This is a genomic window from Pedobacter sp. UYP30, from assembly GCF_040547165.1.
Taxonomy (GTDB): Bacteria; Bacteroidota; Bacteroidia; order Sphingobacteriales; family Sphingobacteriaceae; genus Pedobacter.
Genome location: NZ_JBEPPD010000004.1, coordinates 83,772 through 106,464 on the forward strand (window position 1 = coordinate 83,772; position 22,693 = coordinate 106,464).

At 39.9% G+C, this 22,693-nt stretch carries 21 protein-coding genes and 1 tRNA gene; 5 read left to right on the forward strand and 17 right to left on the reverse strand.

Annotated elements, in window-relative coordinates; translation table 11 throughout:
• Positions 1-71: 71 nt before the first annotated feature.
• The 14 genes from ilvA to ilvE form a co-directional block, all read right to left on the reverse strand.
• A complete protein-coding gene (gene ilvA, locus ABIB40_RS06400) occupies positions 72-1,322 on the reverse strand; it encodes a threonine ammonia-lyase IlvA (protein WP_354357488.1) in 1,251 nt (416 codons plus the stop codon).
• A gap of 88 nt (positions 1,323-1,410) precedes the next feature.
• A complete protein-coding gene (locus ABIB40_RS06405; protein ID WP_354357168.1) occupies positions 1,411-2,916 on the reverse strand; it encodes a 2-isopropylmalate synthase in 1,506 nt (501 codons plus the stop codon).
• Positions 2,916-4,013, reverse strand: coding sequence for a 3-isopropylmalate dehydrogenase (leuB, locus tag ABIB40_RS06410; RefSeq protein WP_354357170.1), 1,098 nt, complete (start codon positions 4,011-4,013; stop codon positions 2,916-2,918). The genes ABIB40_RS06405 and leuB overlap by 1 nt, the downstream gene beginning before the upstream one ends.
• Before the next feature lie 11 nt (positions 4,014-4,024).
• Positions 4,025-5,533 carry an ATP-binding cassette domain-containing protein gene (locus ABIB40_RS06415; protein ID WP_354357172.1) on the reverse strand — a complete coding sequence of 503 codons (1,509 nt, stop codon included), beginning with the start codon at positions 5,531-5,533 and terminating at the stop codon, positions 4,025-4,027.
• A 27-nt stretch (positions 5,534-5,560) separates the two neighbouring features.
• The gene (leuD, locus tag ABIB40_RS06420) at positions 5,561-6,169 is read right to left on the reverse strand and encodes a 3-isopropylmalate dehydratase small subunit (protein WP_354357174.1); all 609 of its coding nucleotides are present in this window, start codon (positions 6,167-6,169) and stop codon (positions 5,561-5,563) included.
• Positions 6,170-6,248: 79 nt separating this feature from the next.
• Positions 6,249-6,560, reverse strand: a complete 312-nt coding sequence (locus ABIB40_RS06425; RefSeq protein WP_354357176.1) for an antibiotic biosynthesis monooxygenase family protein — start codon at positions 6,558-6,560, stop codon at positions 6,249-6,251.
• A gap of 81 nt (positions 6,561-6,641) precedes the next feature.
• Positions 6,642-8,048: a 3-isopropylmalate dehydratase large subunit gene (gene leuC, locus ABIB40_RS06430; RefSeq protein WP_354357178.1), complete on the reverse strand. Its 1,407-nt coding sequence runs from the start codon at positions 8,046-8,048 to the stop codon at positions 6,642-6,644.
• Between the two features lie 98 nt (positions 8,049-8,146).
• The gene (gene ilvC, locus ABIB40_RS06435; protein WP_354357180.1) at positions 8,147-9,628 is read right to left on the reverse strand and encodes a ketol-acid reductoisomerase; all 1,482 of its coding nucleotides are present in this window, start codon (positions 9,626-9,628) and stop codon (positions 8,147-8,149) included.
• 258 nt (positions 9,629-9,886) lie between these two features.
• The gene (locus ABIB40_RS06440; protein WP_354357182.1) at positions 9,887-10,351 is read right to left on the reverse strand and encodes a DinB family protein; all 465 of its coding nucleotides are present in this window, start codon (positions 10,349-10,351) and stop codon (positions 9,887-9,889) included.
• A 49-nt stretch (positions 10,352-10,400) separates the two neighbouring features.
• The gene (gene ilvN, locus ABIB40_RS06445; RefSeq protein ID WP_354357184.1) at positions 10,401-11,033 is read right to left on the reverse strand and encodes an acetolactate synthase small subunit; all 633 of its coding nucleotides are present in this window, start codon (positions 11,031-11,033) and stop codon (positions 10,401-10,403) included.
• Positions 11,034-11,193: 160 nt separating this feature from the next.
• Positions 11,194-12,939 carry a biosynthetic-type acetolactate synthase large subunit gene (gene ilvB / locus ABIB40_RS06450; protein ID WP_354357186.1) on the reverse strand — a complete coding sequence of 582 codons (1,746 nt, stop codon included), beginning with the start codon at positions 12,937-12,939 and terminating at the stop codon, positions 11,194-11,196.
• A 40-nt stretch (positions 12,940-12,979) separates the two neighbouring features.
• Complete coding sequence (locus ABIB40_RS06455; RefSeq protein WP_354357188.1) at positions 12,980-13,534, reverse strand: ORF6N domain-containing protein; 555 nt, start codon at positions 13,532-13,534, stop codon at positions 12,980-12,982.
• Between the two features lie 104 nt (positions 13,535-13,638).
• On the reverse strand, positions 13,639-15,321 hold the full coding sequence (ilvD, locus tag ABIB40_RS06460; protein ID WP_354357190.1) for a dihydroxy-acid dehydratase: 1,683 nt from the start codon (positions 15,319-15,321) through the stop codon (positions 13,639-13,641).
• A gap of 104 nt (positions 15,322-15,425) precedes the next feature.
• Positions 15,426-16,316, reverse strand: coding sequence for a branched-chain-amino-acid transaminase (gene ilvE, locus ABIB40_RS06465; protein WP_354357192.1), 891 nt, complete (start codon positions 16,314-16,316; stop codon positions 15,426-15,428).
• Between the two features lie 451 nt (positions 16,317-16,767).
• Between ilvE and ABIB40_RS06470 the strand changes: the two genes are divergently transcribed.
• Entirely contained in the window at positions 16,768-17,049 is a 282-nt protein-coding gene (locus tag ABIB40_RS06470) for a hypothetical protein (protein ID WP_354357194.1), read from the forward strand.
• Positions 17,050-17,297: 248 nt separating this feature from the next.
• Here ABIB40_RS06470 and atpC read toward each other — a convergent pair whose 3' ends face one another.
• Positions 17,298-17,543, reverse strand: coding sequence for an ATP synthase F1 subunit epsilon (gene atpC / locus ABIB40_RS06475; RefSeq protein WP_354357196.1), 246 nt, complete (start codon positions 17,541-17,543; stop codon positions 17,298-17,300).
• An 80-nt stretch (positions 17,544-17,623) separates the two neighbouring features.
• Positions 17,624-19,126 (reverse strand): F0F1 ATP synthase subunit beta, encoded by a 1,503-nt coding sequence (gene atpD, locus ABIB40_RS06480; RefSeq protein ID WP_354357198.1) that lies wholly within the window; start codon positions 19,124-19,126, stop codon positions 17,624-17,626.
• Between the two features lie 335 nt (positions 19,127-19,461).
• On the opposite strand from atpD, the gene ABIB40_RS06485 reads away from it, so the two are divergent.
• The 4 genes from ABIB40_RS06485 (at position 19,462) to obgE (ending at position 21,851) form a co-directional block, all read left to right on the forward strand.
• A complete protein-coding gene (locus tag ABIB40_RS06485) occupies positions 19,462-19,926 on the forward strand; it encodes a redoxin domain-containing protein (protein WP_354357200.1) in 465 nt (154 codons plus the stop codon).
• Between the two features lie 165 nt (positions 19,927-20,091).
• Positions 20,092-20,168: transfer RNA gene (locus ABIB40_RS06490), tRNA-Arg, on the forward strand.
• A gap of 70 nt (positions 20,169-20,238) precedes the next feature.
• Positions 20,239-20,808, forward strand: coding sequence for an adenylate kinase (locus ABIB40_RS06495; protein WP_354357202.1), 570 nt, complete (start codon positions 20,239-20,241; stop codon positions 20,806-20,808).
• Positions 20,809-20,855: 47 nt separating this feature from the next.
• Entirely contained in the window at positions 20,856-21,851 is a 996-nt protein-coding gene (gene obgE / locus ABIB40_RS06500; RefSeq protein ID WP_354357204.1) for a GTPase ObgE, read from the forward strand.
• A 346-nt stretch (positions 21,852-22,197) separates the two neighbouring features.
• On the opposite strand, the gene ABIB40_RS06505 is transcribed toward obgE, so the two are convergent.
• Complete coding sequence (locus tag ABIB40_RS06505; protein ID WP_354357206.1) at positions 22,198-22,605, reverse strand: YtxH domain-containing protein; 408 nt, start codon at positions 22,603-22,605, stop codon at positions 22,198-22,200.
• Positions 22,606-22,693: the final 88 nt, after the last annotated feature.

Sequence of the window (22,693 nt, forward strand, 5' to 3'; positions counted from 1 at the left end):
GATTCGAAGCGAAGGGCGGGGCTGGCATAAATCAGCGCCGTCTCACTGCGTCTCTGAAAAAACCACCTCTTTTACACCAAATACTCAAACAACGTCTGGTCTTGGTTTAGGTCTATCACATCGAATTTAAAGTCTTTCATCCGCTGCATTAAGCTTTCAAAATCGTTTTTATCGGTAAGTTCAATGCCAACCAACGCGGGTCCGTTTTCTTTATTGGTTTTTTTGATAAATTCGAAACGGGTAATGTCGTCTTTTGGTCCCAGCACTTCGTTTACAAATAGTTTTAGCGCTCCTGGACGCTGCGGAAAACGCACGATAAAGTAATGTTTTAATCCTTCAAAAAGGAGCGATTTTTCTTTGATTTCTTGCATCCGCTCAATGTCGTTGTTGCCGCCGCTAACAATACAAACCACGGTTTTGCCAACAACACTTTCCTTTAACTGATCTAAAGCAGCCACCGCCAAGGCGCCAGCTGGTTCTACCACAATGGCATCTTCGTTGTACAGTTTAAGAATGGTAGTGCAAATTTTCCCTTCCGGAATGAGGTGCATTTCATCTAAATAATCTCTGCAATATTGGTAGGTAAGGTGACCGATGCGTTTTACGGCTGCGCCATCTACAAAGCGATCAATCTCATCTAACGTAAACGGGCCTCCTTTTTCCATTGCGGTAAGCATAGATGGAGCGCCCAAAGGTTCTACGCCAACCATTGTTACCGTAGGTTTTACCGTTTTGAGGTACGCACCCACGCCAGAAGCGAGTCCGCCGCCGCCAACGGGAAGAATAACTACATCTACGTTTGGCAGATCTTCAAATATCTCAACGCCAACTGTTCCTTGTCCTTCGATGATTTTGTCATCATCAAAAGGGGGAATGAAGGTTACGGAGTTTTCTTTGCTGTATGCCAACGCTTCTTTTAAACAATCATCAAATGTATCACCCACTAAAATCACTTCTACATTGTCTCCACCAAACATATAGGTTTGTTTTACCTTTTGTTTGGGTGTAATTTCTGGCATATAGATTACGCCTTTAATGTTTAGTTTTTTACACGAAAAAGCAAAACCTTGCGCATGGTTTCCTGCACTGGCACATACCACACCATTTGCCAATTCTGCAGCAGAAAGGGTGCTAATTTTATTGTAGGCACCTCGTAATTTATAGGAACGTACAATCTGTAAGTCTTCTCTTTTTATATAAATATTTGCATTAAATTGCATGGAAAGACTTGCGTTAAATTCTAACGGCGTTCTTTTTACTATTCCTTTTAAACGTTCATAGGCTTCTTCAAACTGTAGTTTATGCGGGACGGTTGAACCCATTTTTTGGTCGGTTATTTCATTTTTTCTAAAAGAATCATAACTGATATTTTTTATCTTCTCCACGTTTTTTGCTGCCTTTACTTAATGATTATAAAAATTTATTTATGGCATCTAAATAGGCGTTTGCCGATGCTTTTACAATGTCGGTGCTAAAACCATAACCGATAAAAGATTTTCCGCCATAATCTACGCGCATATTTACCTTACTTACATCGTCGCTGCCTTTGTGCATAGATTGGATGGTAAATTCTGTAAGCTTGGTGTCTTCGTTTGTTAAGCTCTTTATGGCGTTAATGGTGGCATCTACCGGGCCATTACCCTTGGCTGTAGCTTCTGTGGTTTTACCATCAACTTCTAATTTTACGGTTGCGCTGGCTATATTTTCATCGCCACAAATTACCTGCAAATAGCTGATGTTATATCCATTTTTAATGGATGACGCTTCGCCGTTGCTCATTAACGAAAGTAAGTCGTCGTCGGTAATGTCTAGCTTTTCGTCGGCTAAGGTTAAAAATCTTTCATAAACTTCGTCTATGTGTATTTTTTCGCTGTCGTAGCCCAAACGCTGTAAATGATGTTTGAGAGCATGCCTTCCACTTCGCGCGGTTAAGATTATGTCGGCACTGTTCAATCCAACATCTTCTGGATTGATGATTTCGTAGTTTTCTCTGTGCTTTAAAAATCCATCCTGGTGAATCCCAGAACTATGTGCAAATGCATTCTTGCCGATAATGGCTTTGTTTGGTTGAACAGGCATCCTCATCATACGGCTTACCATACCGCTTATATAGGTAAATTGCTTGCTGTTGATGTTGGTGTGCAGACCTAAATTATGCGTTTTGATAACCATGGCCACTTCTTCTAAAGCAGTATTTCCGGCACGTTCGCCGATGCCGTTTATGGTGCATTCTATTTGCCGCGCGCCATTTATGATACCCGAAATGCTGTTTGCCGTAGCCAAGCCCAAATCGTTGTGGCAATGCACAGAAATAATGGCCTGATCGATGTTTTTTACGTGGTCTTTTAAATATTTTATTTTTGCTCCGTATTCGTCTGGTAAGCAATATCCATTGGTATCTGGAATGTTTACCACCGTGGCACCAGCTGCAATAACCGCTTCTACCATCTGCGCTAAATAAGCATTATCTGCCCTACCTGCATCTTCTGCATAAAACTCTATGTCTTCTACAAAAGTCTTGGCATACTTGACTGCATCAACCGCACGTTCTAGAATTTTCTCTCTCGTGCTGTTAAATTTGTATTTAATGTGCATGTCCGAAGCGCCAATTCCTGTATGGATGCGTGGATGCTTCGCATACTTTAGAGAATCTGCTGCCACGTCTATGTCGCCTCTTATGGCACGGGTTAAGGCACAAATTGTTGGCTCTTTTATGGCTTTTGATAGTTCGACTACGCTTTGAAAATCGCCAGGACTAGAAATTGGAAAGCCAGCCTCGATGATGTCGACGCCTAAAAGCTCTAACTCTTTTGCAATTTCTATTTTTTGGTTGGTATCTAACTGACAACCGGGAACTTGTTCACCATCTCTTAAGGTGGTATCGAAAATATAGACTTTGTTTGGGTCGTGTATCATTATGTTGCGGTGTTGGTTGTTCTATTTGATAAAAATTTAAGTACAGTTTTTCCCATTTCGGCGGTACCTAAAACTTTGTAACGGTTAGTGTGCTGGTCGGCAATATCGTTGGTTCTAAAGCCTTCTTTTAGTACGTCGTTTATACTGTCTACAAGCAGTTGAGCTTCTTCTTTTAGTCCGAAACCAATCTCTAACATCAGTGCTGCAGATAAGATAGACGCTAATGGGTTTGCTAGATCTTTGCCGGCAATATCGTGTGCCGAACCGTGTATGGGTTCGAAAAAACCGATACTTTCGCCAACCGAGGCTGAGGCGAGCATGCCCATAGAACCTGCAATTTGCGATGCCTCATCGGTTAAAATATCACCAAAAAGATTTGCTGTGAGTACCACATCAAAACGGTTTGGATTTTTAATAAGCTGCATGGCCATGTTATCTACAAATATGTGTTCTGTTGCCACTTCTGGGTACTGGGTAGAAATTTCTTGTACAGTTTCTCTCCAAAGTCTCGAACTTTCCAACACGTTGGCTTTATCTACAGAGCAAAGTTTTTTGCTTCGCTGTTGCGCTGCTTGGAAAGCTTTATGCGCAATGCGTTCAATTTCATAACGGTGATAAATCATCAAGTCGGAAGCAGTTTTTCCGTCATCCTCTCGTTTTTTCTCGCCGAAATAAACATCGCCCGTAAGCTCTCTGAAAAACAAAATATCCGTACCTTTTAAAATGGCAGGTTTAATGCTAGATGCGTGCAGCAATTCCTCAAAAAGCAAAATAGGGCGGAGGTTGGCAAACAATCCGAGTTCTTTCCTAATTTTTAATAAACCTTGTTCTGGTCTAACTTTTAAACTCGGGTCGTTATCATACTTTGCGTGTCCAACAGCCCCAAAAAGAATTGCATCTGTTTTTTTTGCCTTCTCTAACGTGTCATCCGGTAGTGGATTTCCAGTTTTTTCTATCGCCGCATGGCCCATTAAGGCTTCGTCAAATGTAAATTGATGGTCGAAAGCTTCGGCAATATGCTCCAAAGCTGCTTTCCCCCAAATGGTTACTTCTGGTCCAATCCCGTCGCCGGGTATTATTAAGATATTTTTTTTCATGATACTAAAACTTATACGGTCTCAACACTTTCAACGTTCTCAACGTTCTCAACGTTCTCAACGCTCTCTAATATATTTTCGATGGATGTTACTTCGCCATTTTTTAACACTATTCTTTTTTCAATACAACTCGGTAAAGCTGTTTCAAAATGACCTACATAAATTAGGGTCATTCCGTTGCCACATAATTCATCAACCAACTGATTAAAATCTTGGGTTTGCTGAACATCTAAACCTTGGCAGGGCTCATCTAAAATTAACAATTCTGGATTCTTAATGATTGTTCTTGCCAATAAAACCAAGCGTTGTTTGCCTAGAGGGAGTGAGCTGAGCGGTTTATTTTTGTGTTCCGTCAATGTTAAATATTCCAGCAGTTCGTCAACCTGCATTTTTTTTGAATACGGTAATTGCTGAAACAGGCCAACACTATCGTAAAAGCCAGAAGCAACACTTTCCCAAACGGTGGCAGTTCCATCGAAATACCAATGAAATTCTGGAGAAATTAAACCTAAATGTTGTTTAATGTCCCAAACACTTTCTCCGCTTCCTCTTTTGCTGCCGAATAGAAAAAGTTGGTTCGCATAAGATTGCGGATGGTCGCCACTTATCAGGCTCAATAAGGTCGATTTGCCAGAGCCATTATGTCCCTGCAAAAGCCATTTTTCACCAGCTTCTACTTTCCAGTTCACATTTTTCAAGACTTGCTTTTCCCCATAGCTTATGTTTACATCAACCATTTCTACAATGTTTTTTGAGGTATAAACTGGGGGCTGTTTCAAAAAAACTGGAATTTCACCCAATCTTTTTTTAGCAGTTTGAGAGAAGGTTCGCACAGAATCAACTTCTACCAATTTACCTTCTTTAATTTCTGCAAAGTGGCTTATTGAGTTTGGTAATTTATTGTCGTTGCTAATCAACATCAATTGCACACCTTCTTTCGCAACTTCTTCTAGCAAGACATTTAGGTTTTTTCTGCTTAAGGCATCCAACCCTGTATAAGGTTGGTCTATGATAAGCAATTGAGGTTTTAGCCACAAAGCTTTTACCAATTGCAATTTTTTATGTTCGCCGCTCGATAATTCTATCAATTGAGAACTTGCAAAAGTAGAAAATCCCAATGCTTCTAAAATGGGTTCTACTTGATCGAAATGGAGTTTGTTTTCTTTTCCGTAGCTCAACAATTCTGCATGAACGGTAGAGATTTCTTTTGTTTGGTTGCTGGTATAGCGCTGTTGATAATAAAAATTGGCAACGCCTTCTAAATTTTTAAATTGGTACCAGCTTTCTACAAATAGCGCTTTCGCGGGATTTTTGGAGTTTAAATCGAAATGTATTTTTACTTCCTCACATTCATTTGCCTTACTAACAATTGTTCTGGCCAAAGTTGTTTTTCCGCTTCCGCTGATGCCTGTAAGAACCCAATTTTCTCCGCGATTTATTGTCCAGCTCAAATCCCGTAGCACCAGCTGTTGCTGGTAACTTAGGTTTAAGTGTTGTATATCGACGAAAATAGAATTCATTTTTTAACTGTTTTTTTTATGGTAGTTCTAATGCTGAGCCTCGTAAGTTTGTATCAAATCTTTTTGATTCAATATAAAGTCTATATCATCGTACCCATTAATCAAACAAGATTTTTTGTAAGGATTAATTTCAAACGATTCTGCCCCACCTAAATCCTCCCCAGTAGGGAGGACTTGCCCGTCAAGTTTAACACTTTGGTTTTCTAAATCGATTTTTAATTGAGTTTTTGGGTTGTTGTTTACCGCTTCAAATATTTTTTTTAAAAAATCTTCTGTTACCTGAATGGGCAATAGGCCGTTGTTTAGTGCATTTCCTTTAAAGATATCGGCAAAAAAACTGCTGATCACCGCATCAAAACCAGCATCTTGAATGGCCCAAGCAGCATGTTCTCTGCTACTACCACAACCAAAGTTTTTTCCAGCAACCAAAATTCTTCCGCTGTAAGTTGGGTCATTTAACACAAAATCTACCTTCGGCGAATTGTCGTTGTTATAGCGCCAATCGCGGAAAAGGTTTTCGCCAAAACCCTCGCGAGTTGTGGCTTTTAGAAACCTTGCCGGAATAATTTGGTCGGTGTCTATGTTTTCTATATTTAAGGGCACTACGGCCGATGTTAATGTGCTAAACTTTTTCATACCTTTATTTTTTAATGCGAATTAATATTCGCCGAATTTTATGTAATTCGTTGGCTTAAAGGGTTGTTTTTCCTAAACCCTAAACCCTAAACCCTAAACCTTTCACCGTTTCTACATAATGTTCAACCGTTGGAAAAGGCTCGTAAAAATGATGGAGTAATTTTTTCCAATCTTGGTATTCTGCTGAATTTCTAAAGCCGTCCGTGTGGGCTTCCAAGGTTTTCCAACGTACTAATAGTAAATATTTATTAGTGTCTTCAATACATCTTTTTAACTCATGCGAAATATATCCCTCCATTTTAGAGATGATTTTTTGCGCCTGGTTAAAAGCTTTTTCAAAATCGGGGGCTAAACCAGTTTTTATATTTAATGTTGCTACTTCTAAAACCATTTTTCCCCTTTTTTCAGATTGCTTCTTTCTTCGAAATCACGGTTTTTCGGTCGGTAGAATCGGCGCTTTAACCCGTAACTTTTAACTTTCAACTTTTAACTCTCTAACATCCGTAATTTTTCCAGTAACTGCTGCGGCGGCGGCTGTTAGCGGACTAGCCAATAATGTTCTTGCATTTTGTCCCTGTCTGCCTTCAAAATTTCTGTTTGAAGTAGAAACGCAATATTTTCCTGCCGGAATTTTATCTTCGTTCATTCCCAAACAGGCACTACAGCCCGGTTCGCGCAATTGAAAACCTGCAGCTTCGAAAATTTTATCTAATCCTTCTTTTTTTGCTTGTTGTTCTACCTGTTTAGAGCCTGGTACAATCCAAACTGTTACATTATCTGCTTTATGTTTACCTGTAACAAACTCGGCAACTTCTCTTAAATCTTCAATACGAGAGTTTGTACAACTACCTATAAAAACATAATCTATTGGTTTGCCAATTAATGCAGAACCGTCTTCAAAACCCATATAATTTAGGGCTTTTTGATAAGAAAGTTTTTCTTTTTCTGGTTGCGATGCAGTTGATGGAATGTTTTCTCTTATTCCCATGCCCATACCTGGATTGGTTCCATAGGTAATCATCGGGGTTATATCTGCTGCATCGAAAATCAATACTTTATCAAATTTTGCATCGGCATCGCTGTACAAAGTTTCCCAATACGCTAAGTTTTTATCCCAATCCTCGCCCGCAGGGGCAAATTCTCTGCCTTTAATGTAATCGAATGTGGTTTGGTCTGGGGCGATTAATCCGCCTCTTGCGCCCATTTCTATGCTCATGTTGCAAATGGTCATCCGCGCTTCCATGCTCAATTCTTCAATTGCTTCGCCAGCATACTCTATAAAATAACCAGTACCGCCAGCGGCAGATATTTTGGCAATGATGTAAAGGATTATGTCTTTTGCCGAAACCCCTTTGCTCAATTTCCCGTTCACCTCAATTTTCATGGTCTTAGGTTTTTGCTGCAATAAGCATTGCGTAGCAAAAACCTGCTCTACTTGAGACGTACCGATGCCAAAAGCAATGGCGCCGAAAGCTCCGTGGGTAGAGGTGTGGCTATCTCCGCAAACCATGGTTTTTCCCGGTAGGGTAATTCCCAACTCGGGGCCAATTACATGCACAATTCCTTGAAATGGATGCCCAAGGCCGTACAACTCAATTCCAAATTCTGCACAATTTTTGGTCAACATATCTACCTGATACCTAGAAAGCTCTTCTTTAATAGGTAGTAACTGATCTAACGTTGGCACATTATGGTCGGCGGTGGCAACGGTTTGCTTTGGCCGAAATACAGGTAAGCCCCTTTTACGCAAACCATCAAATGCTTGCGGCGAAGTTACTTCATGTATCAAGTGCGTATCTATATATAAGATATCTGGAAAGCCTTCCTCACTTTTAACTACATGGGCATCCCAAATTTTTTCTACTAATGTTTTTGACATTTCGTTTATTTCTAATTAGTGTCAGTCTGAGCTTGTCGAAGACTTTTTAATGAATAAAAAAAATCCCTTCGACAAGCTCAGGATAACAGTTTTTTATTCTAGGCTGTCTTAATCGCCTTCATCGCGGTCATCGCTTTGCGCAATTTAGCACCTACTTTTTCTACTTGATGTGAGCGAATAGCATCATTTACATCAATCAATTTTCTGTTGTCTACGCCAGCATCTTTTCCATCGTTAAAGTTTTTGCCAACCAAATCAGTATCAACTTTTTTCATAAAGTCGGCTAAAAGTGGCTTGCAAGCTTGGTCGAACAGATAGCAACCATATTCTGCGGTGTCAGAAATTACCCTGTTCATTTCGAACAATTTTTTACGTGCAATGGTATTTGCAATTAATGGCGTTTCGTGCAACGACTCGTAATAAGCCGATTCTGGTTTGATGCCTGCGTGTACCATCGTTTCGAAAGCCAATTCTACGCCTGCTCTAATAAAAGCAACCATTAACGTATAATTATCGAAATATTCTTGCTCGCTAATTTTCACATCGCCAGCAGGTGTTTTTTCGAAGGCTGTTTCGCCAGTTTCTGCACGCCATTTCAATAAGTTTTTATCGCCATTTGCCCAGTCTTCCATCATGGTTTTGCTAAATTCGCCGCTCATAATGTCGTCTTGGTGCTTCTGAAAAAGCGGACGCATAATGTCTTTTAACTCTTCAGAAATCTCAAAAGCCTTAATCTTAGCAGGATTGCTTAAACGATCCATCATGGCGGTAATACCACCTTGTTTTAATGCCTCTGTAATTACTTCAACACCATATTGAACCAATTTGGAAGCGTAGCCAGCATCAACTCCCTTCTCCACCATTTTATCAAAAGAAAGAATAGATCCTGTTTGAAGCAATCCACATAGAATGGTTTGTTCGCCCATTAAGTCAGATTTAACCTCCGCCACAAAGGATGAATTTAATACACCAGCTTTGTGTCCGCCGGTGCCAACTGCATACGCTTTTGCTTGATCGAAACCCTTTCCTTCTGGATCGTTTTCTGGGTGTACCGCTATAAGTGTTGGCACACCAAAACCGCGCACATATTCTGCCCGCACTTCGCTACCTGGGCACTTTGGCGCTACCATAATTACAGTAATATCTTCGCGAATCTGCATGCCTTCTTCTACAATGTTAAAACCATGTGAGTAAGAAAGTGTAGCACCTTGTTTCATTAATGGCATAATGGTTTTTACCACCTGCGTGTGCTGCTTATCTGGCGTAAGGTTAATTACCACATCTGCTTCGGGAATTAGTTCTTCGAAACTGCCTACCTTAAAATTGTTATCCGTCGCGTTTTTCCAAGAGTCGCGTTTTGCTTCAATGGCTTCTTTTCTTAATGCGTAAGAAACATCTAAACCGCTATCTCGTAAGTTTAAACCTTGATTTAATCCTTGCGCACCGCAGCCAACAATAACCAATTTCTTTCCTTTCAGCGCGCTAACGCCATCCAAAAATTCGTCGTTGCTCATAAATTCGCAAACGCCCAGTTGATCTAATTTTTCTCTAAGTGGTAATGTGTTAAAGTAATTCGACATTTTTTCTATTTGTTTTTGCTGTGTTGAATCCCATGATTAGGACGAACGCAGCCTGTTTATGTTTCTTTATTTTTAATTTATTCTTCTTCTTCGAAAACGAAAGCAAGTAGCTCTGTTGTTCTCAAGTCCCGCTTTTCATTTCAATCTTTTACTCCCCAAAAAGCCCCTTTGGGGTTTGGGGAAGTAAAAGGATTTTCATTTCAATCGGGTTTATTTTACTGGGGACAGTACAACAAAGTAAATTTCCTTTCCCTCAAATTATACTAGCAACTTTTTTAAAGCCAAAGCATAACCAAAATGCATGTTATCGTGGCCAATGGTTGTGATTATTGTTTCCTCTACGCTGTTTATTTGTGCGCCATAGGTTGCTGTTGCAAATGGAATCATATTCGAGAATAATCCATTATCGTAATCTTCTTTTATCTTCTCAACACTTTCTAAAGCCATTGTTTTCAATTCGGCTACTTCTTCTGCGCTAACGGTGTAGGTAGGGCGGGTGTCTTTTTTATAAAAGTCGTTATATTTTATCGAGCTTCCATCTGGCAGTACTCCCGTGCGAACATAGCAAAGCGCTTGTGTCGTTACCACAATATGGCCGAAGTTCCAGATGATGTTGTTGTTATAACCCTCTGGAATTTTATTTAATTGCTCGTTGCTTAACGTATCTATTGCTCGAATAAATGCCTCGCGAGCATTTGTTATAAATTCAAATATTTCTTTCATTTGTTGCATTGCTCTCTCTTATTTTATGTTTTCAGCTTTCGCCTTTATTCTACATGGTAAATATTTTGCTTCCTTTTTCCAGAAACTCGTTTTCTACCAACTCTTCGCCAGGTTCGTCTGCTTCAAATTCTTTTAGCTTTTCATGGAAACCAGCGCTATCTTTTATAATGGCAACGCGGGCACTCCGCACAAACTCTATCAACTCATAAGGTTCTAAAGCTTTTACTAAAGCATCTGTTTCTTCTCTGTGGCCGGTTACGGCAAAAACCGTGTAATCTTTTCTTATCACTACGGCACTTGCTCCATATTGTCTAAGCAATCGTTCTACAGTTACTTTCTCGGCAACCTCATCAGTAGACACCTTATATAAAGCAAGTTCTTGCCAAATAATTTCATCGTTGGTGTTAAAGTAAACTTTCAATACTTCTATCTGCTTTTCTATCTGCCTAGCAAGCTTTCTCACTACCTCGTAACTCTCTTGAATAACGATGTTAAAACGGTGTATGCCATCAATTTCTGATGGTGATGTGTTAAGGCTTTCAATATTTATTTTTCTTTTAGAAAAAATAATTGCAATCCTGTTTAGCAAACCTATCCGGTTTTCTGCGTAAACAATAATGTTGTAATCCTGCTTTTCGTCAAGATCTTTTTCGGCTGGTGTATATTTAATGGTATCTTCCATTGGTGTTTCGTCGTTGTTCGTTTAATCGTTTATCGTTGTTCGTTTGACGTTTTTCGTTGGTAGGTTAGTCGTTCTTAAACTCTATACTGTAAAACCCGTCCTTTGACATAAAAGGTTTTCTGGGCTTACAGTCTCAAATCTAATGTCTCACTTCTCAAATCTACTTTAAACGTATCTCACTCACGCTCATTCCCTGTGGCACCATAGGGAAAACGTTGTTTTCTCTTCCTACCATAATCTCTAACAGGTAAGAACCTTTGTGGCTGATCATCGTTTCTAGCGCGCTGCGTAATTGCTCGCGTTGTTCAACCAATTGCGCATCTATATGGTAAGCTTTTGCCAAGGCCACAAAATCTGGACTTGTAATGTTCACAAATGAATAACGCTTATCATTAAAGAGTTGTTGCCATTGGCGAACCATGCCCAAAAATCGGTTGTTCAAAATTATTATTTTCACTTCTGCGCCAAATTGCATAATGGTACCCAATTCTTGTGGGGTCATTTGGAAACCACCATCGCCAATAATGGCAATAACCGTTCTATCTGGCGCGCCGTATTTTGCTCCTATTGCTGCCGGCAAACCAAATCCCATAGTTCCTAATCCACCAGAAGTAATGTTGCTGCGCGTTTGGTTAAATTTTGCATATCTACAAGCTACCATTTGGTGCTGACCAACATCGGTAACGATAATTGCATCGCCTCCTGTAATTTCGTTTATGTTCCGCAAAACTTCGCCCATGGTCATTTCGTCTCCTGTAGGATAAAGCTCTGGCGTAATTACTTGGTCTATTTCTTGTTGATTATAGTCTCTAAACTTGGCCAGCCAATCCTCGTGTGTTTTCTTATCAAGAAGCTGAGTTAATAATGGAAGCGTTTCTTTGCAATCGCCCCAAACGCCAACATCGGCTTTTACATTTTTATCTATTTCTGCGGGGTCGATGTCTAAGTGGATTATCTTGGCTTGTCTGGCGTATTTATCTAGTCTGCCAGTCACCCGATCATCAAATCGCATCCCAATGGCAATCAACACATCACATTCGTTGGTAAGTACGTTCGGGCCGTAATTTCCGTGCATGCCTAACATGCCTACGTTTAAAGGGTGAGCTGTTGGTATTGCGCTTTCGCCAAGAATGGTCCAAGCTGCAGGAATACCACTTTTCCCTAAAAAAGTTTTAAATTCTTCTTCTGCCTTGCCTAAAACTATGCCTTGACCGAACAACACAAATGGCTTCTCTGCTGCATTAATCAACTTTGCGGCCTCTTCTATAAATTCTTGCCTAACTTTTGGTTTTGGCCGATAACTGCGAATGTGTGTACACTTTTGATATGGAGGAAATTCCTCTAATTGAATCTGTGCATTTTTGGTAATGTCTACCAATACTGGCCCCGGTCTGCCACTTTTAGCGATATAAAACGCCTTAGCCAACACTTCTGGAATTTCCTTTGCATCGGTAACTTGATAGTTCCATTTGGTAACCGGCGTGGTTATGTTTATCACATCGGTCTCTTGGAAGGCATCTGTTCCCAACAAATGCGCAAATACCTGTCCTGTGATGCAAACTAAAGGTGTACTATCTATTTGTGCATCTGCCAAACCTGTTACCAAGTTTGTAGCGCCGGGTCCGCTGGTTGCAAACACCACGCCCACTCTGCCGCTAGAACGTGCAAAGCCTTGTGCAGCATGGATTCCTCCCTGTTCATGGCGAACCAAAATATGCTCTAACCTATCGGCATAATCGTAAAGTGCATCGTAAATGGGCATAATTGCGCCACCGGGATAACCAAAAATAGTGGTTACACCTTCGGAGATTAGACCATTAAGCAGCGCTTGTGAGCCCGAACCTTTAAAGCTCCCAACGCCCTGAAGAGGGCTCTGTTCTGTTTCAGTTAAAATATCTTGTTGCATAATTTTTTAGTTTATGTCTATGCTGTTTTTTAGTGTTTCTTTATTTTTTAAAACCAATTCTCTCTCTATTCTCCCACTTTTTTTGAGCGATTTTTTCGTCCAACAAATTATCCATTGCATCATATAATTGGCTTAACTGGATGTCGTGTTCTTCTATTCGCTCTTTTAGCTCTTTCAATCGCTCATTATCTTCATGAGGTTGAAGAAATATTTTCCTCACAGCAACAAAAGCCCGCATGATGGCAATATTCATGTTTATAGCTATCTCGCTTTTTAGCACTCCACTTAGCATCGCAATACCTTGTTCTGTAAAGGCGTAGGGGAGAGCAGAGTTTGGGCGTTTGGTAGAGTATGTCATCACAATTTGTGATGACATGTCCTTAAATTGTGTTCCCATTTGAAGTTTTAAACTTTCCAACTCTTGTTGAGTTAATTGGAACATAAAATCATCAGGAAAACGCTTAATGTTACGCTTAACTGCTTGATTTAAAACCCTTGTTTCCACCTCATATAAGCGTGCTAAATCAAAATCAAGTATTACCCTCTCTCCCCGAATTTCGTGAATGCTGCTTTGAATACTTTTAATTATTTGCATAACTTATTTTTTAAGTCAGGTTAATGTTTCTTCGAATCCGGTCACAATTTGTGACTGGTTCAATTTCGGTCTTCCTTTCCCTTCAGGGAATTAAGGGGTTGGGGCTAAAATTCATCCGTTACACATCCACTCGCTGCATCAGAAACTGTTTTGGCATATTTATATAAAACGCCTTTAGTTACTTTTAATGCGGGTTGCACGTATTTCTTTCTGCGTTCTGCGATAATTTCTTCGCTAACTTCTAATTTGATGATGTTTTTTACCGCATCGATTAAAATTCTGTCTTCGTCTTCCACCAATCCAATTAAACCACCTTTGTAAGATTCTGGCGTGATGTGACCAACTACAAAACCATGGGTTCCGCCCGAGAAACGGCCATCTGTAATTAAGGCGACCGATTTACCCAAACCTGCACCAATTATTGCGGATGTTGGCTTTAACATTTCTGGCATTCCCGGCGCGCCGATTGGTCCTGAGTTTTTTATCACAATTACATCGCCATGTTTTACCCTGCCGCTAGATATTCCGGCAATGAGGTCATGTTCACCATCAAACACGCGCGCTGGTCCTTCAAATTTTTCACCTTCTTTTCCGCTAATTTTTGCTACGGAGCCTTTTTCTGCCAAGTTTCCGTAAAGAATCTGCAAATGCCCGGTCGCTTTTATTGGGTTATCAAGTTTGTGAATGATATCTTGGTCGAACTCAATAATCGATTTTACATCAGCTAAATTTTCAGCCATCGTTTTTCCGGTAACGGTTAAACAATCGCCATGCAATAAACCTTCATTCAATAAGTATTTTAATACAGCCGGGATACCACCGTATTGATGCAGGTCTTGCATCAAATATTTTCCGCTAGGTTTAAAATCTGCCAATACTGGCGTTTCATCACTCATCCGCTGAAAATCGTCTTGAGTAACTGGTACGCCGACAGATTTCCCCATCGCAATTAAATGCAACACCGCATTGGTACTTCCACCTAAAATAATAATGGCACGGATGGCATTTTCAAACGCATTGCGCGTCATAATATCCGATGGCTTGATGTCTTTCTCTAGTAGAATCTTGATGTACTTTCCAGCCGCTAGACATTCCTTCTTCTTTGCTTCGCTAACTGCCGGGTTAGAAGAAGAGTAGGGTAGACTCATACCAAGCGCTTCGATGGCAAGCGCCATGGTGTTTGCGGTGTACATGCCGCCACAAGCGCCAGCGCCCGGGCACGTGTGTTTTATAATTCCCTGAAAATCTTGTTCTGATAAGTTTCCAGCAATTTTTTGACCTAAGGCCTCAAATGCAGAAACAATATTTAATTCCTCACCTTTATAATGACCTGGCGCCGTAGTGCCGCCATATACCATTAGAGCAGGCCGATTTAACCGTGCCATAGCCATGATAGAACCAGGCATATTTTTATCACAACCGGGCACGGCAATTACGCCATCGTAATATTGCCCGCCACAAATGGTTTCTATGCTGTCGGCAATCACATCTCTACTCACCAAAGAGTAACGCATACCGTCGGTACCATTGCTCATGCCGTCGCTTACCCCAATGGTGTTAAAAACAAGGCCAACCATGTCGTTTTCCCAAATGCCCTTTTTTATATCCTTTGCAAGGTCATTTAGGTGCATGTTGCAAGTATTGCCATCGTAGCCCATGCTGCAGATGCCTACTTGGGCTTTCTTCATATCCGCATCGGTTAAACCGATTCCATAAAGCATGGCTTGGGCTGCAGGTTGGGTTGGATCTTGTGTAAAAGTTTTACTGTATTTATTAATTTCGCTCATTTTAATTGAGGTTGGGGTTAAGGCTATTCTATTTTTTTAACTCTTTTTTTTTAGCATCATATCTTGATACTAGATTCTCGCTACTCACTACTTGACACTCACTACTAAATAATCACCTCATAATTTACTTTCTCTAAAACCAGGTTTTTATAAGCTTTCTGTATCGTATAACCAATGCTTTCGGTCCATTTCTGTGGGAAAATATAATCGTCTATAGATTTTATTCCGGCAATTTCTGTTGCCGTTCCGCATAAAAAGGCACTATCTGCTTTTTTTAACGCAGCAACAGTTATTTTCTGCTCGGTATAGGCGATATCGAGTACGCCGCATAGTTCTATAACCGTTGCCCTGGTAATACCCGGCAAAATATTTCCCAAAGATGGAGTAATTAGCTTGCCGTCTTTTTCTGTAAAAATATTTGCACCAGAAGCTTCTGCCAAAAAACCGTGCATGTCTAGCAACAACGCTTCGTCGAATCCATTTTTATTTGCCGCCGTAGTTGCCAAAATAGAATTTACATAATTGCCAGATAGCTTTGCCTGCATGGGCACCGATTTTGGATTGGGTCGCTCAAATTCAGACAATCCCATTTTAAGAAGTTTGCTTCCTGAATAAACATCCCAAGACCATGCGCAAATGAATATCGAGCTGCCAGTAGGTTCGTTTAGTTTCATGTTTGGATGACAAAAAACCAACGGACGGATATAAGCATCTTTTAATTTGTTTGTCTTCAATATTTGATAACAGGCATCAATTAGTTCTTTTTTATCCCATGGAAATGGAATATTTGCCAATTGACAAGAAAGTTCTAAGCGATCGAAATGGGCTGCCGCCTTGAAAATTCTGCTGCCATTATGCGTTTTATAAGACCTGATTCCCTCAAATGCGCCGTAACCGTAATGAAGCGATTGGCCAAAGAGATCTGTAGTGGAGTTTATCGCTTTCTCAAACTTTCCATCTAAATAGATGATTGTATTGCTGTTATAATAATCCATTACTTGTATTTTTTATTTAAAAAAAAGCGTCCTGTTTGGGGACGCTCTCATTTATCTTAATTTATTAACTAGTTAAATAGCGCCTGTTTTTTGTGTGGAATGTTTAAGCCCAGCAGCAGTCCGACGAAAATAAGATTTCCGTTGCGGTTGGAATAAGTAGAAATTCTGTTGTTTAAACTCAAGGTCATAACATCAATGTTTACAAAAACCAATTTAGCTGATGCCCTATAAACAAACAAGAAAAAGGTAAAAAAAATTGATTTAGAATTTTATATTGATTTTTTCAGCTATTTTAATTGTTTTATTTTGATTTAATCAATTTTTTTAGATTTTAATTCTGTTTAATTTGTACCGAATATCAAAACGGTATTCGGTATTTATAATGCACGCATTATAAATTATCCTGTTTTCTGCGCAAAACTACAGGACGATCGACTTTTATTTGTATTTTATGCCAGAAAAATCCTATTTAGTTTGTTCGGTATTGCCGCATAAACCAGTCAATAAACAGGTTAATAAATTTGCAATAGCTGATTGGAACTTAATGAAAAGGAAGTGTTTGGAGCGCAAGTGTCTGCAAACATTAAAGGCAGTTCCCGCCATCCGCTTTACTTCGCTGCGCTGCGTGCCCGCTACTGTCTGCACTAGGTACAAAGGCGGTGTAGGAAACCTGGGTTTTCGCCACGCTGCTTTCCTCGAAAGAGATGGGGAGCAGAACTATATCGAATATTAGATGAGCTTTGATTTGCATTCTCAAATTATTGAGTGCTTAGATTTTTTAGGTTCGCGGATTTGGGAGTCTGTTTGATTTATACTTTGGGTTGCGCAAACTTAACTCGGCTATGAGCGAAATTTCGTGTGTTTTAAAGGTTGCTTTCCCGAAAAGTCGGGCCAGGCGTATTGCCTACCAATAACCGGTTTTAACTAAAAAAACCTTTCTACATTTAAGCCGAAAGGTTTTTAAAATAAAATAGGTTAAGTTTATCCTATGCCTTCTGCCAAAACCACAATTTTATTATGGAGTGCTTCTACAACTCCACCTTTTATAAAAAAAACTTCTTCTTCTGCCTTACCTGTTTTAACAACAACCTCGCCGTCTTGTAGGGTAGAAATAATTGGGGCGTGGTCTGTTAAAATTTGAAAAGAACCAAGTGTTCCAGGAAGCGTAACCGAAGTGGCCGTTCCGTCGAATATCTTTTTATCGGGTGTAAGTATTTCTAGATTCATTTTTTTTTAGATTTGAGATACGAGATATGAGATATGAGATTAGCACCCCGACTCACATCTCATATCTAATGTCTCATATCTTAATTAGCTTCTGCCAATAATTTTTTGCCTTTTTCTATAGCTTCTTCAATGCTACCAACCAAGTTAAATGCAGCTTCTGGATATTCATCCACTTCACCGTCAAGAATCATGGTAAAACCTTTAATGGTTTCTTTAATATCAACCAATACCCCTTTTAGGCCAGTAAACTGTTCTGCCACGAAAAATGGTTGAGATAAGAAACGTTGCACGCGGCGCGCTCTAGATACGACTAATTTATCCTCTTCAGACAATTCATCCATACCTAAAATGGCAATAATGTCTTGAAGTTCTTTATAACGTTGTAGAATTTCTTTAACGTTTTGTGCGCAATTGTAGTGCTCATCGCCCAAAACAGCGGCACTTAAAATACGCGAGGTAGAATCTAACGGATCTACCGCGGGATAAATACCAAGTTCTGCAATTTTACGAGAAAGTGAAGTGGTTGCATCTAAGTGGGCAAATGTTGTAGCCGGTGCAGGGTCAGTTAAATCATCTGCAGGTACATAAACTGCTTGTACAGAAGTAATAGATCCTCGTTTTGTAGAGGTGATACGTTCTTGCATTAAGCCCATTTCTGTTGCCAATGTTGGTTGGTAACCTACCGCAGAAGGCATACGGCCTAATAATGCAGATAATTCTGCACCTGCTTGTGTAAAACGGAAAATGTTATCGATAAAGAAAAGAATGTCTTTTCCGTCTCCTTCTCCATCGCCATCTCTAAAATATTCTGCTACGGTTAAACCAGAAAGCGCTACCCTTGCACGTGCACCAGGAGGCTCGTTCATTTGTCCGAAAACTAACGTAGCTTTACTTTCAGCTAATTTTGCGGTATCTACAGCTTTAAGATCCCAGCCGCCTTTTTCCATCGACTCTAAAAACTCATCGCCATAGTTGATAACGCCAGATTCTATAAATTCACGCAGCAAATCGTTACCCTCACGAGTACGTTCGCCAACGCCAGCAAACACAGATAAACCTTCGTAAGCTTTTGCAATGTTGTTTACAAGCTCCATAATTAACACGGTCTTGCCAACACCCGCACCCCCGAATAGTCCAATTTTACCACCTTTAGTATATGGTGCTAAAAGGTCGATTACTTTGATGCCGGTAAAGAGAACTTCTGTTTCTGTAGAAAGGTCCTCAAACTTAGGCGCTAAACCGTGGATCGGTTTACCGTCGCTATTATCTACGCTGTTAATTCCGTCTATAGCTTCACCAACTACGTTAAATAATCTACCTTTAATTTTATCGCCGATAGGCATTTTAATTGCAGAACCAGTATCCAACACTTTAGCTCCACGCACTAAACCATCCGTAGAATCCATGGCAATTGCCCTTACGCGGTCTTCGCCTAAATGCTGTTGAACCTCTAAAACTACTTTTTGTCCGTTTTCTTTCATTACCTCTAGTGCATCGAAAATGCGGGGTAAATGGGCATCATCAGCAAAGCTAACGTCTACTACGGGGCCGATAATTTGTGCAATTTTTCCTAAGTTAGGCATATCTGTTTGTTGTAAATCTATTAAGGCATTGAATCAAAGCGATTTTGAAGCCACTCAAATTGGATGGCAAAGTTAAGGTATTCTTGCGAAATTTTAAATAGTTAGGGTTAATTTTTTCGTCAAGGTGAAGGAAGAGACGCGAAAATAGAAATATGCATAAAAACAGATGCTCCTAGAGTGGTCAAAACCGTATTATTAAACCCTATTTTAATTTAGACTCTGTAGGTTTGCCGATGTGATTTTGTTCAATCGCTCGAAAAGACTAATTACAATTGCGTTAGACTTATTTCCAAATGAAATTTTATCTTCGCAATAAAATAACTAATCTAACAACCATGGCACTACAAATTGGCGATACCGCCCCAGATTTTACACTTTATAATTCGGAACTTACTGAAGTTTCTTTAAGCAGTTTCCGTGGAAAGAGAGTAATTATTCATTTTTTCCCAATGGCTTTTACAGGAACATGCACCGAGCAACTTTGCACTGCGCGAGATAATTTTAGCTTTTACGAAGGCGTAAACGCAGAAGTGTTGGGCATCTCTGTAGATTCTCCGTTTACTTTGGCAAAGTTTAAGCAAGATCAAAGCTATCAGTTTCAATTGCTATCTGATTTTAACAAAGAAGTTTCCAGGGCTTATGGCAGTTTATATGAAGAATTTGTGTTTGGATTAAAAGGTGTTTCTAAAAGAGCAGCTTTTGTGGTAGATGAAGAAGGTAAAATTGCTTATGCAGAAGTGTTGGAAGATGCAGGGAATTTACCAAATTTTAAGGCCATTGATGACACGTTGAAAGCTTAAGGAAACGCGCAAAAATTTTTTTCAAATAAAAATTGCGAAATCGAATCGCATGGCTTACTTTTGCAATCCATTTAGCACGGGGCGCAGCTTAAATTTTACTTTTAAAATGTTGCGATTCGGTCTTCTTTAGAAGAAGAAGTTACTTGGAGTAGATTCCAAATAGATGCATTTGTAGCTCAACTGGATAGAGCACCTCACTACGGATGAGGAGGTTTGGGGTTCGAATCCCTACAAGTGCACCATTTTTATGAAGCCTTGTCGCTCCTTGGCGGCAAGGCTTTATTTTTTTACTAAAAAACCTAAACAAGTTCGATGCTTAATTTAGTCCTCTTTGGCCCTCCGGGGGCGGGTAAAGGTACCCAATCTGAAAATCTGATAAAAAAATACCAATTGATACATGTTTCTACGGGCGATATTTTTAGAGCGCACGTAAGCAACGAAACAGAACTTGGTTTAATGGTAAGCAAGCTGATGGCTGAGGGCGAACTTGTTCCAGATGCCATTACCATCTCTATGTTAGAAGAAGAGGTAGATAAAAACCCCGATGCAAAGGGCTTCGTTTTTGATGGTTTTCCGCGTACCGTGCCGCAGGCAAGAGAACTAGATTTGTTCTTAGAGCGCAAGGGTAGCAAGGTAGATGGTGTTATCGCCTTAGATGTAGATCAAACAGAACTTACCAAACGTATTGCCGAGAGGCACAAAACGAGCGGTCGGCCAGATGACGATGCACACAAACTACAAAAGCGTATTTCTGAATATTTCGAAAAAACAATACACGTATTGCCTTATTATGAAGAACAAGGGAAGCTTACCAAGGTTAACGGCATGAACCCGATAGAAACGGTTTATACAGATTTGTGTGCGGTTATTGATAGTTTCTAGTAAGGCTTTTCTTAAAAAAAAATATCTCATTCTTTTCCAATCTCCACATGTCGCAAGGTTCTAATTTTGTAGATTACGTTAAAATCTGTTGCCGATCAGGAAAGGGTGGCGCAGGATCGTCGCATTTGCACCGCGATGTATTAACAGCTATGGGCGGGCCCGATGGTGGCGATGGTGGGCGCGGTGGCCATATTATAGTTAAGGGAAGTGCCAACATTTGGACTTTGCTCCATCTAAAATATCGTAAGCACATTATTGCAGAAGATGGTTTGGCAGGTGGAAGCTCGCACAAATCTGGTCGGCAAGGTAAAGATGAGATTTTGGAAGTGCCTTTGGGCACCATTGCCAAAAATGCAGAAACAGGCGAAACTATTTTTGAAATTACCAATGATGGTGAAACGCAAATATTAACAAAAGGTGGTCGTGGCGGACAGGGTAATGCGCATTTTAAAACGCCTACCCAACAAACGCCCAGGTACTCTCAGCCTGGCGAAGCAGGAGAGGAAGTTTGGAATGTGCTCGAATTAAAAGTATTGGCCGATGTAGGCTTGGTTGGATTTCCGAATGCGGGTAAATCTACCTTGCTTTCTGTCGTGACTGCTGCAAAACCCGAGATTGCCGATTATCCCTTTACTACCATTGTTCCAAATTTAGGTATTGTAAGCTATCGCGATAATAGATCTTTTGTAATGGCAGATATACCGGGTATTATAGAAGGTGCTTCGCAAGGAAAAGGCTTGGGCTATCGTTTTTTAAGACACATTGAACGGAATTCTGTTTTGCTATTTATGGTACCTGCAGATACGCAACGTAGTATAAAAGAGGAATACGAAATTTTAAAAGGCGAACTCGAAAAATACAATCCAGAGCTGATGCAAAAGCCACATCTTTTGGCCGTAACCAAGGCCGATATGTTAGATGATGAACTTACTGCAGAAATGAAACTGGACCTGCCCAATGTTCCGAGTTTATTTATTTCGTCTGTTGCAGAGAAGGGTTTGACGGAGCTTAAAGATATGATCTGGAAAGCGATAGAATCTTAGGAGTTGTACGTTTTACGTGATAAGTTTTAAGTGCTTAAACAGATTACTTTACCGAAGTTTGGGGACACGCTGTTCCTCGAAACGATTTTGCTAAGCGATTTGTGCCTTTTACGTAAGGTGCTAAAATTAGCGGTATAGAAACCGTACCTTGTAAATTCACACTATAAAGTAAGATGTCCACCTCGCGAGCGCTAACGACAGGAACGACATCTTTTTGGGTTTTTTTCTCCCCAAAAAATACAGTGGATGGCGTGTAAAAGCGCCCAAATAATTGGAAAATCTTCCAAACTAAAAAGCCGAGAATTAATTAAAATTCTCGGCTTAAATAATAAGAGTTTACTATTGTTTAGCTATTCTTTTTTACTTCGTCTTTAACATCCTCGGCTTTACTTTCAACCTCACTTTGTGCGTCGTGTAACTTTTCCTTAGTCTCTTCTACCACATTTTTAATATCTGATTTTGCTTTTTTAACGTTCTTATGAACGAAATGGGGAACCTCATTTTCTATGTCTTCCTCTATTGCATCTACACCAAATACTTTTTCGCGCAACAAATTGTATTTGTCTTTAATGCCATATTGTAGATCTTTGGCCTTATCGGCAATTTTTTCTCTGGTATTTTCGCCTTTATTGGGTGCAAACAACACACTAACTATGGCTCCAACTGCTATCCCAGCCACCAATGCAAGTGCAACTTTCAAGTTATCATCAGATTTTTTATGCATGCAATTCCCAATCAATTTTCTATATTTCATAACGTTTGTTTTATATTTAACAAAAAAGCCATACTAATGTTTTGTAAGTCTTTTGGCTTCTCTAGGTAAAAGAAGCATTAACCAATTT

Bases quoted from the DNA above. Each gene is read 5' to 3' on its own strand.
- ilvA (WP_354357488.1), bottom strand. From the start codon at position 1,322: ATGGGTTCAACCGTCCCGCATAAACTACAGTTTGAAGAAGCCTATGAA.
- ABIB40_RS06405 (WP_354357168.1), bottom strand. From the start codon at position 2,916: ATGATACACGACCCAAACAAAGTCTATATTTTCGATACCACCTTAAGA.
- leuB (WP_354357170.1), bottom strand. From the start codon at position 4,013: ATGAAAAAAAATATCTTAATAATACCCGGCGACGGGATTGGACCAGAA.
- ABIB40_RS06415 (WP_354357172.1), bottom strand. From the start codon at position 5,533: ATGAATTCTATTTTCGTCGATATACAACACTTAAACCTAAGTTACCAG.
- leuD (WP_354357174.1), bottom strand. From the start codon at position 6,169: ATGAAAAAGTTTAGCACATTAACATCGGCCGTAGTGCCCTTAAATATA.
- ABIB40_RS06425 (WP_354357176.1), bottom strand. From the start codon at position 6,560: ATGGTTTTAGAAGTAGCAACATTAAATATAAAAACTGGTTTAGCCCCC.
- leuC (WP_354357178.1), bottom strand. From the start codon at position 8,048: ATGTCAAAAACATTAGTAGAAAAAATTTGGGATGCCCATGTAGTTAAA.
- ilvC (WP_354357180.1), bottom strand. From the start codon at position 9,628: ATGTCGAATTACTTTAACACATTACCACTTAGAGAAAAATTAGATCAA.
- ABIB40_RS06440 (WP_354357182.1), bottom strand. From the start codon at position 10,351: ATGAAAGAAATATTTGAATTTATAACAAATGCTCGCGAGGCATTTATT.
- ilvN (WP_354357184.1), bottom strand. From the start codon at position 11,033: ATGGAAGATACCATTAAATATACACCAGCCGAAAAAGATCTTGACGAA.
- ilvB (WP_354357186.1), bottom strand. From the start codon at position 12,939: ATGCAACAAGATATTTTAACTGAAACAGAACAGAGCCCTCTTCAGGGC.
- ABIB40_RS06455 (WP_354357188.1), bottom strand. From the start codon at position 13,534: ATGCAAATAATTAAAAGTATTCAAAGCAGCATTCACGAAATTCGGGGA.
- ilvD (WP_354357190.1), bottom strand. From the start codon at position 15,321: ATGAGCGAAATTAATAAATACAGTAAAACTTTTACACAAGATCCAACC.
- ilvE (WP_354357192.1), bottom strand. From the start codon at position 16,316: ATGGATTATTATAACAGCAATACAATCATCTATTTAGATGGAAAGTTT.
- ABIB40_RS06470 (WP_354357194.1), top strand. From the start codon at position 16,768: ATGCCAGAAAAATCCTATTTAGTTTGTTCGGTATTGCCGCATAAACCA.
- atpC (WP_354357196.1), bottom strand. From the start codon at position 17,543: ATGAATCTAGAAATACTTACACCCGATAAAAAGATATTCGACGGAACG.
- atpD (WP_354357198.1), bottom strand. From the start codon at position 19,126: ATGCCTAACTTAGGAAAAATTGCACAAATTATCGGCCCCGTAGTAGAC.
- ABIB40_RS06485 (WP_354357200.1), top strand. From the start codon at position 19,462: ATGGCACTACAAATTGGCGATACCGCCCCAGATTTTACACTTTATAAT.
- ABIB40_RS06495 (WP_354357202.1), top strand. From the start codon at position 20,239: ATGCTTAATTTAGTCCTCTTTGGCCCTCCGGGGGCGGGTAAAGGTACC.
- obgE (WP_354357204.1), top strand. From the start codon at position 20,856: ATGTCGCAAGGTTCTAATTTTGTAGATTACGTTAAAATCTGTTGCCGA.
- ABIB40_RS06505 (WP_354357206.1), bottom strand. From the start codon at position 22,605: ATGAAATATAGAAAATTGATTGGGAATTGCATGCATAAAAAATCTGAT.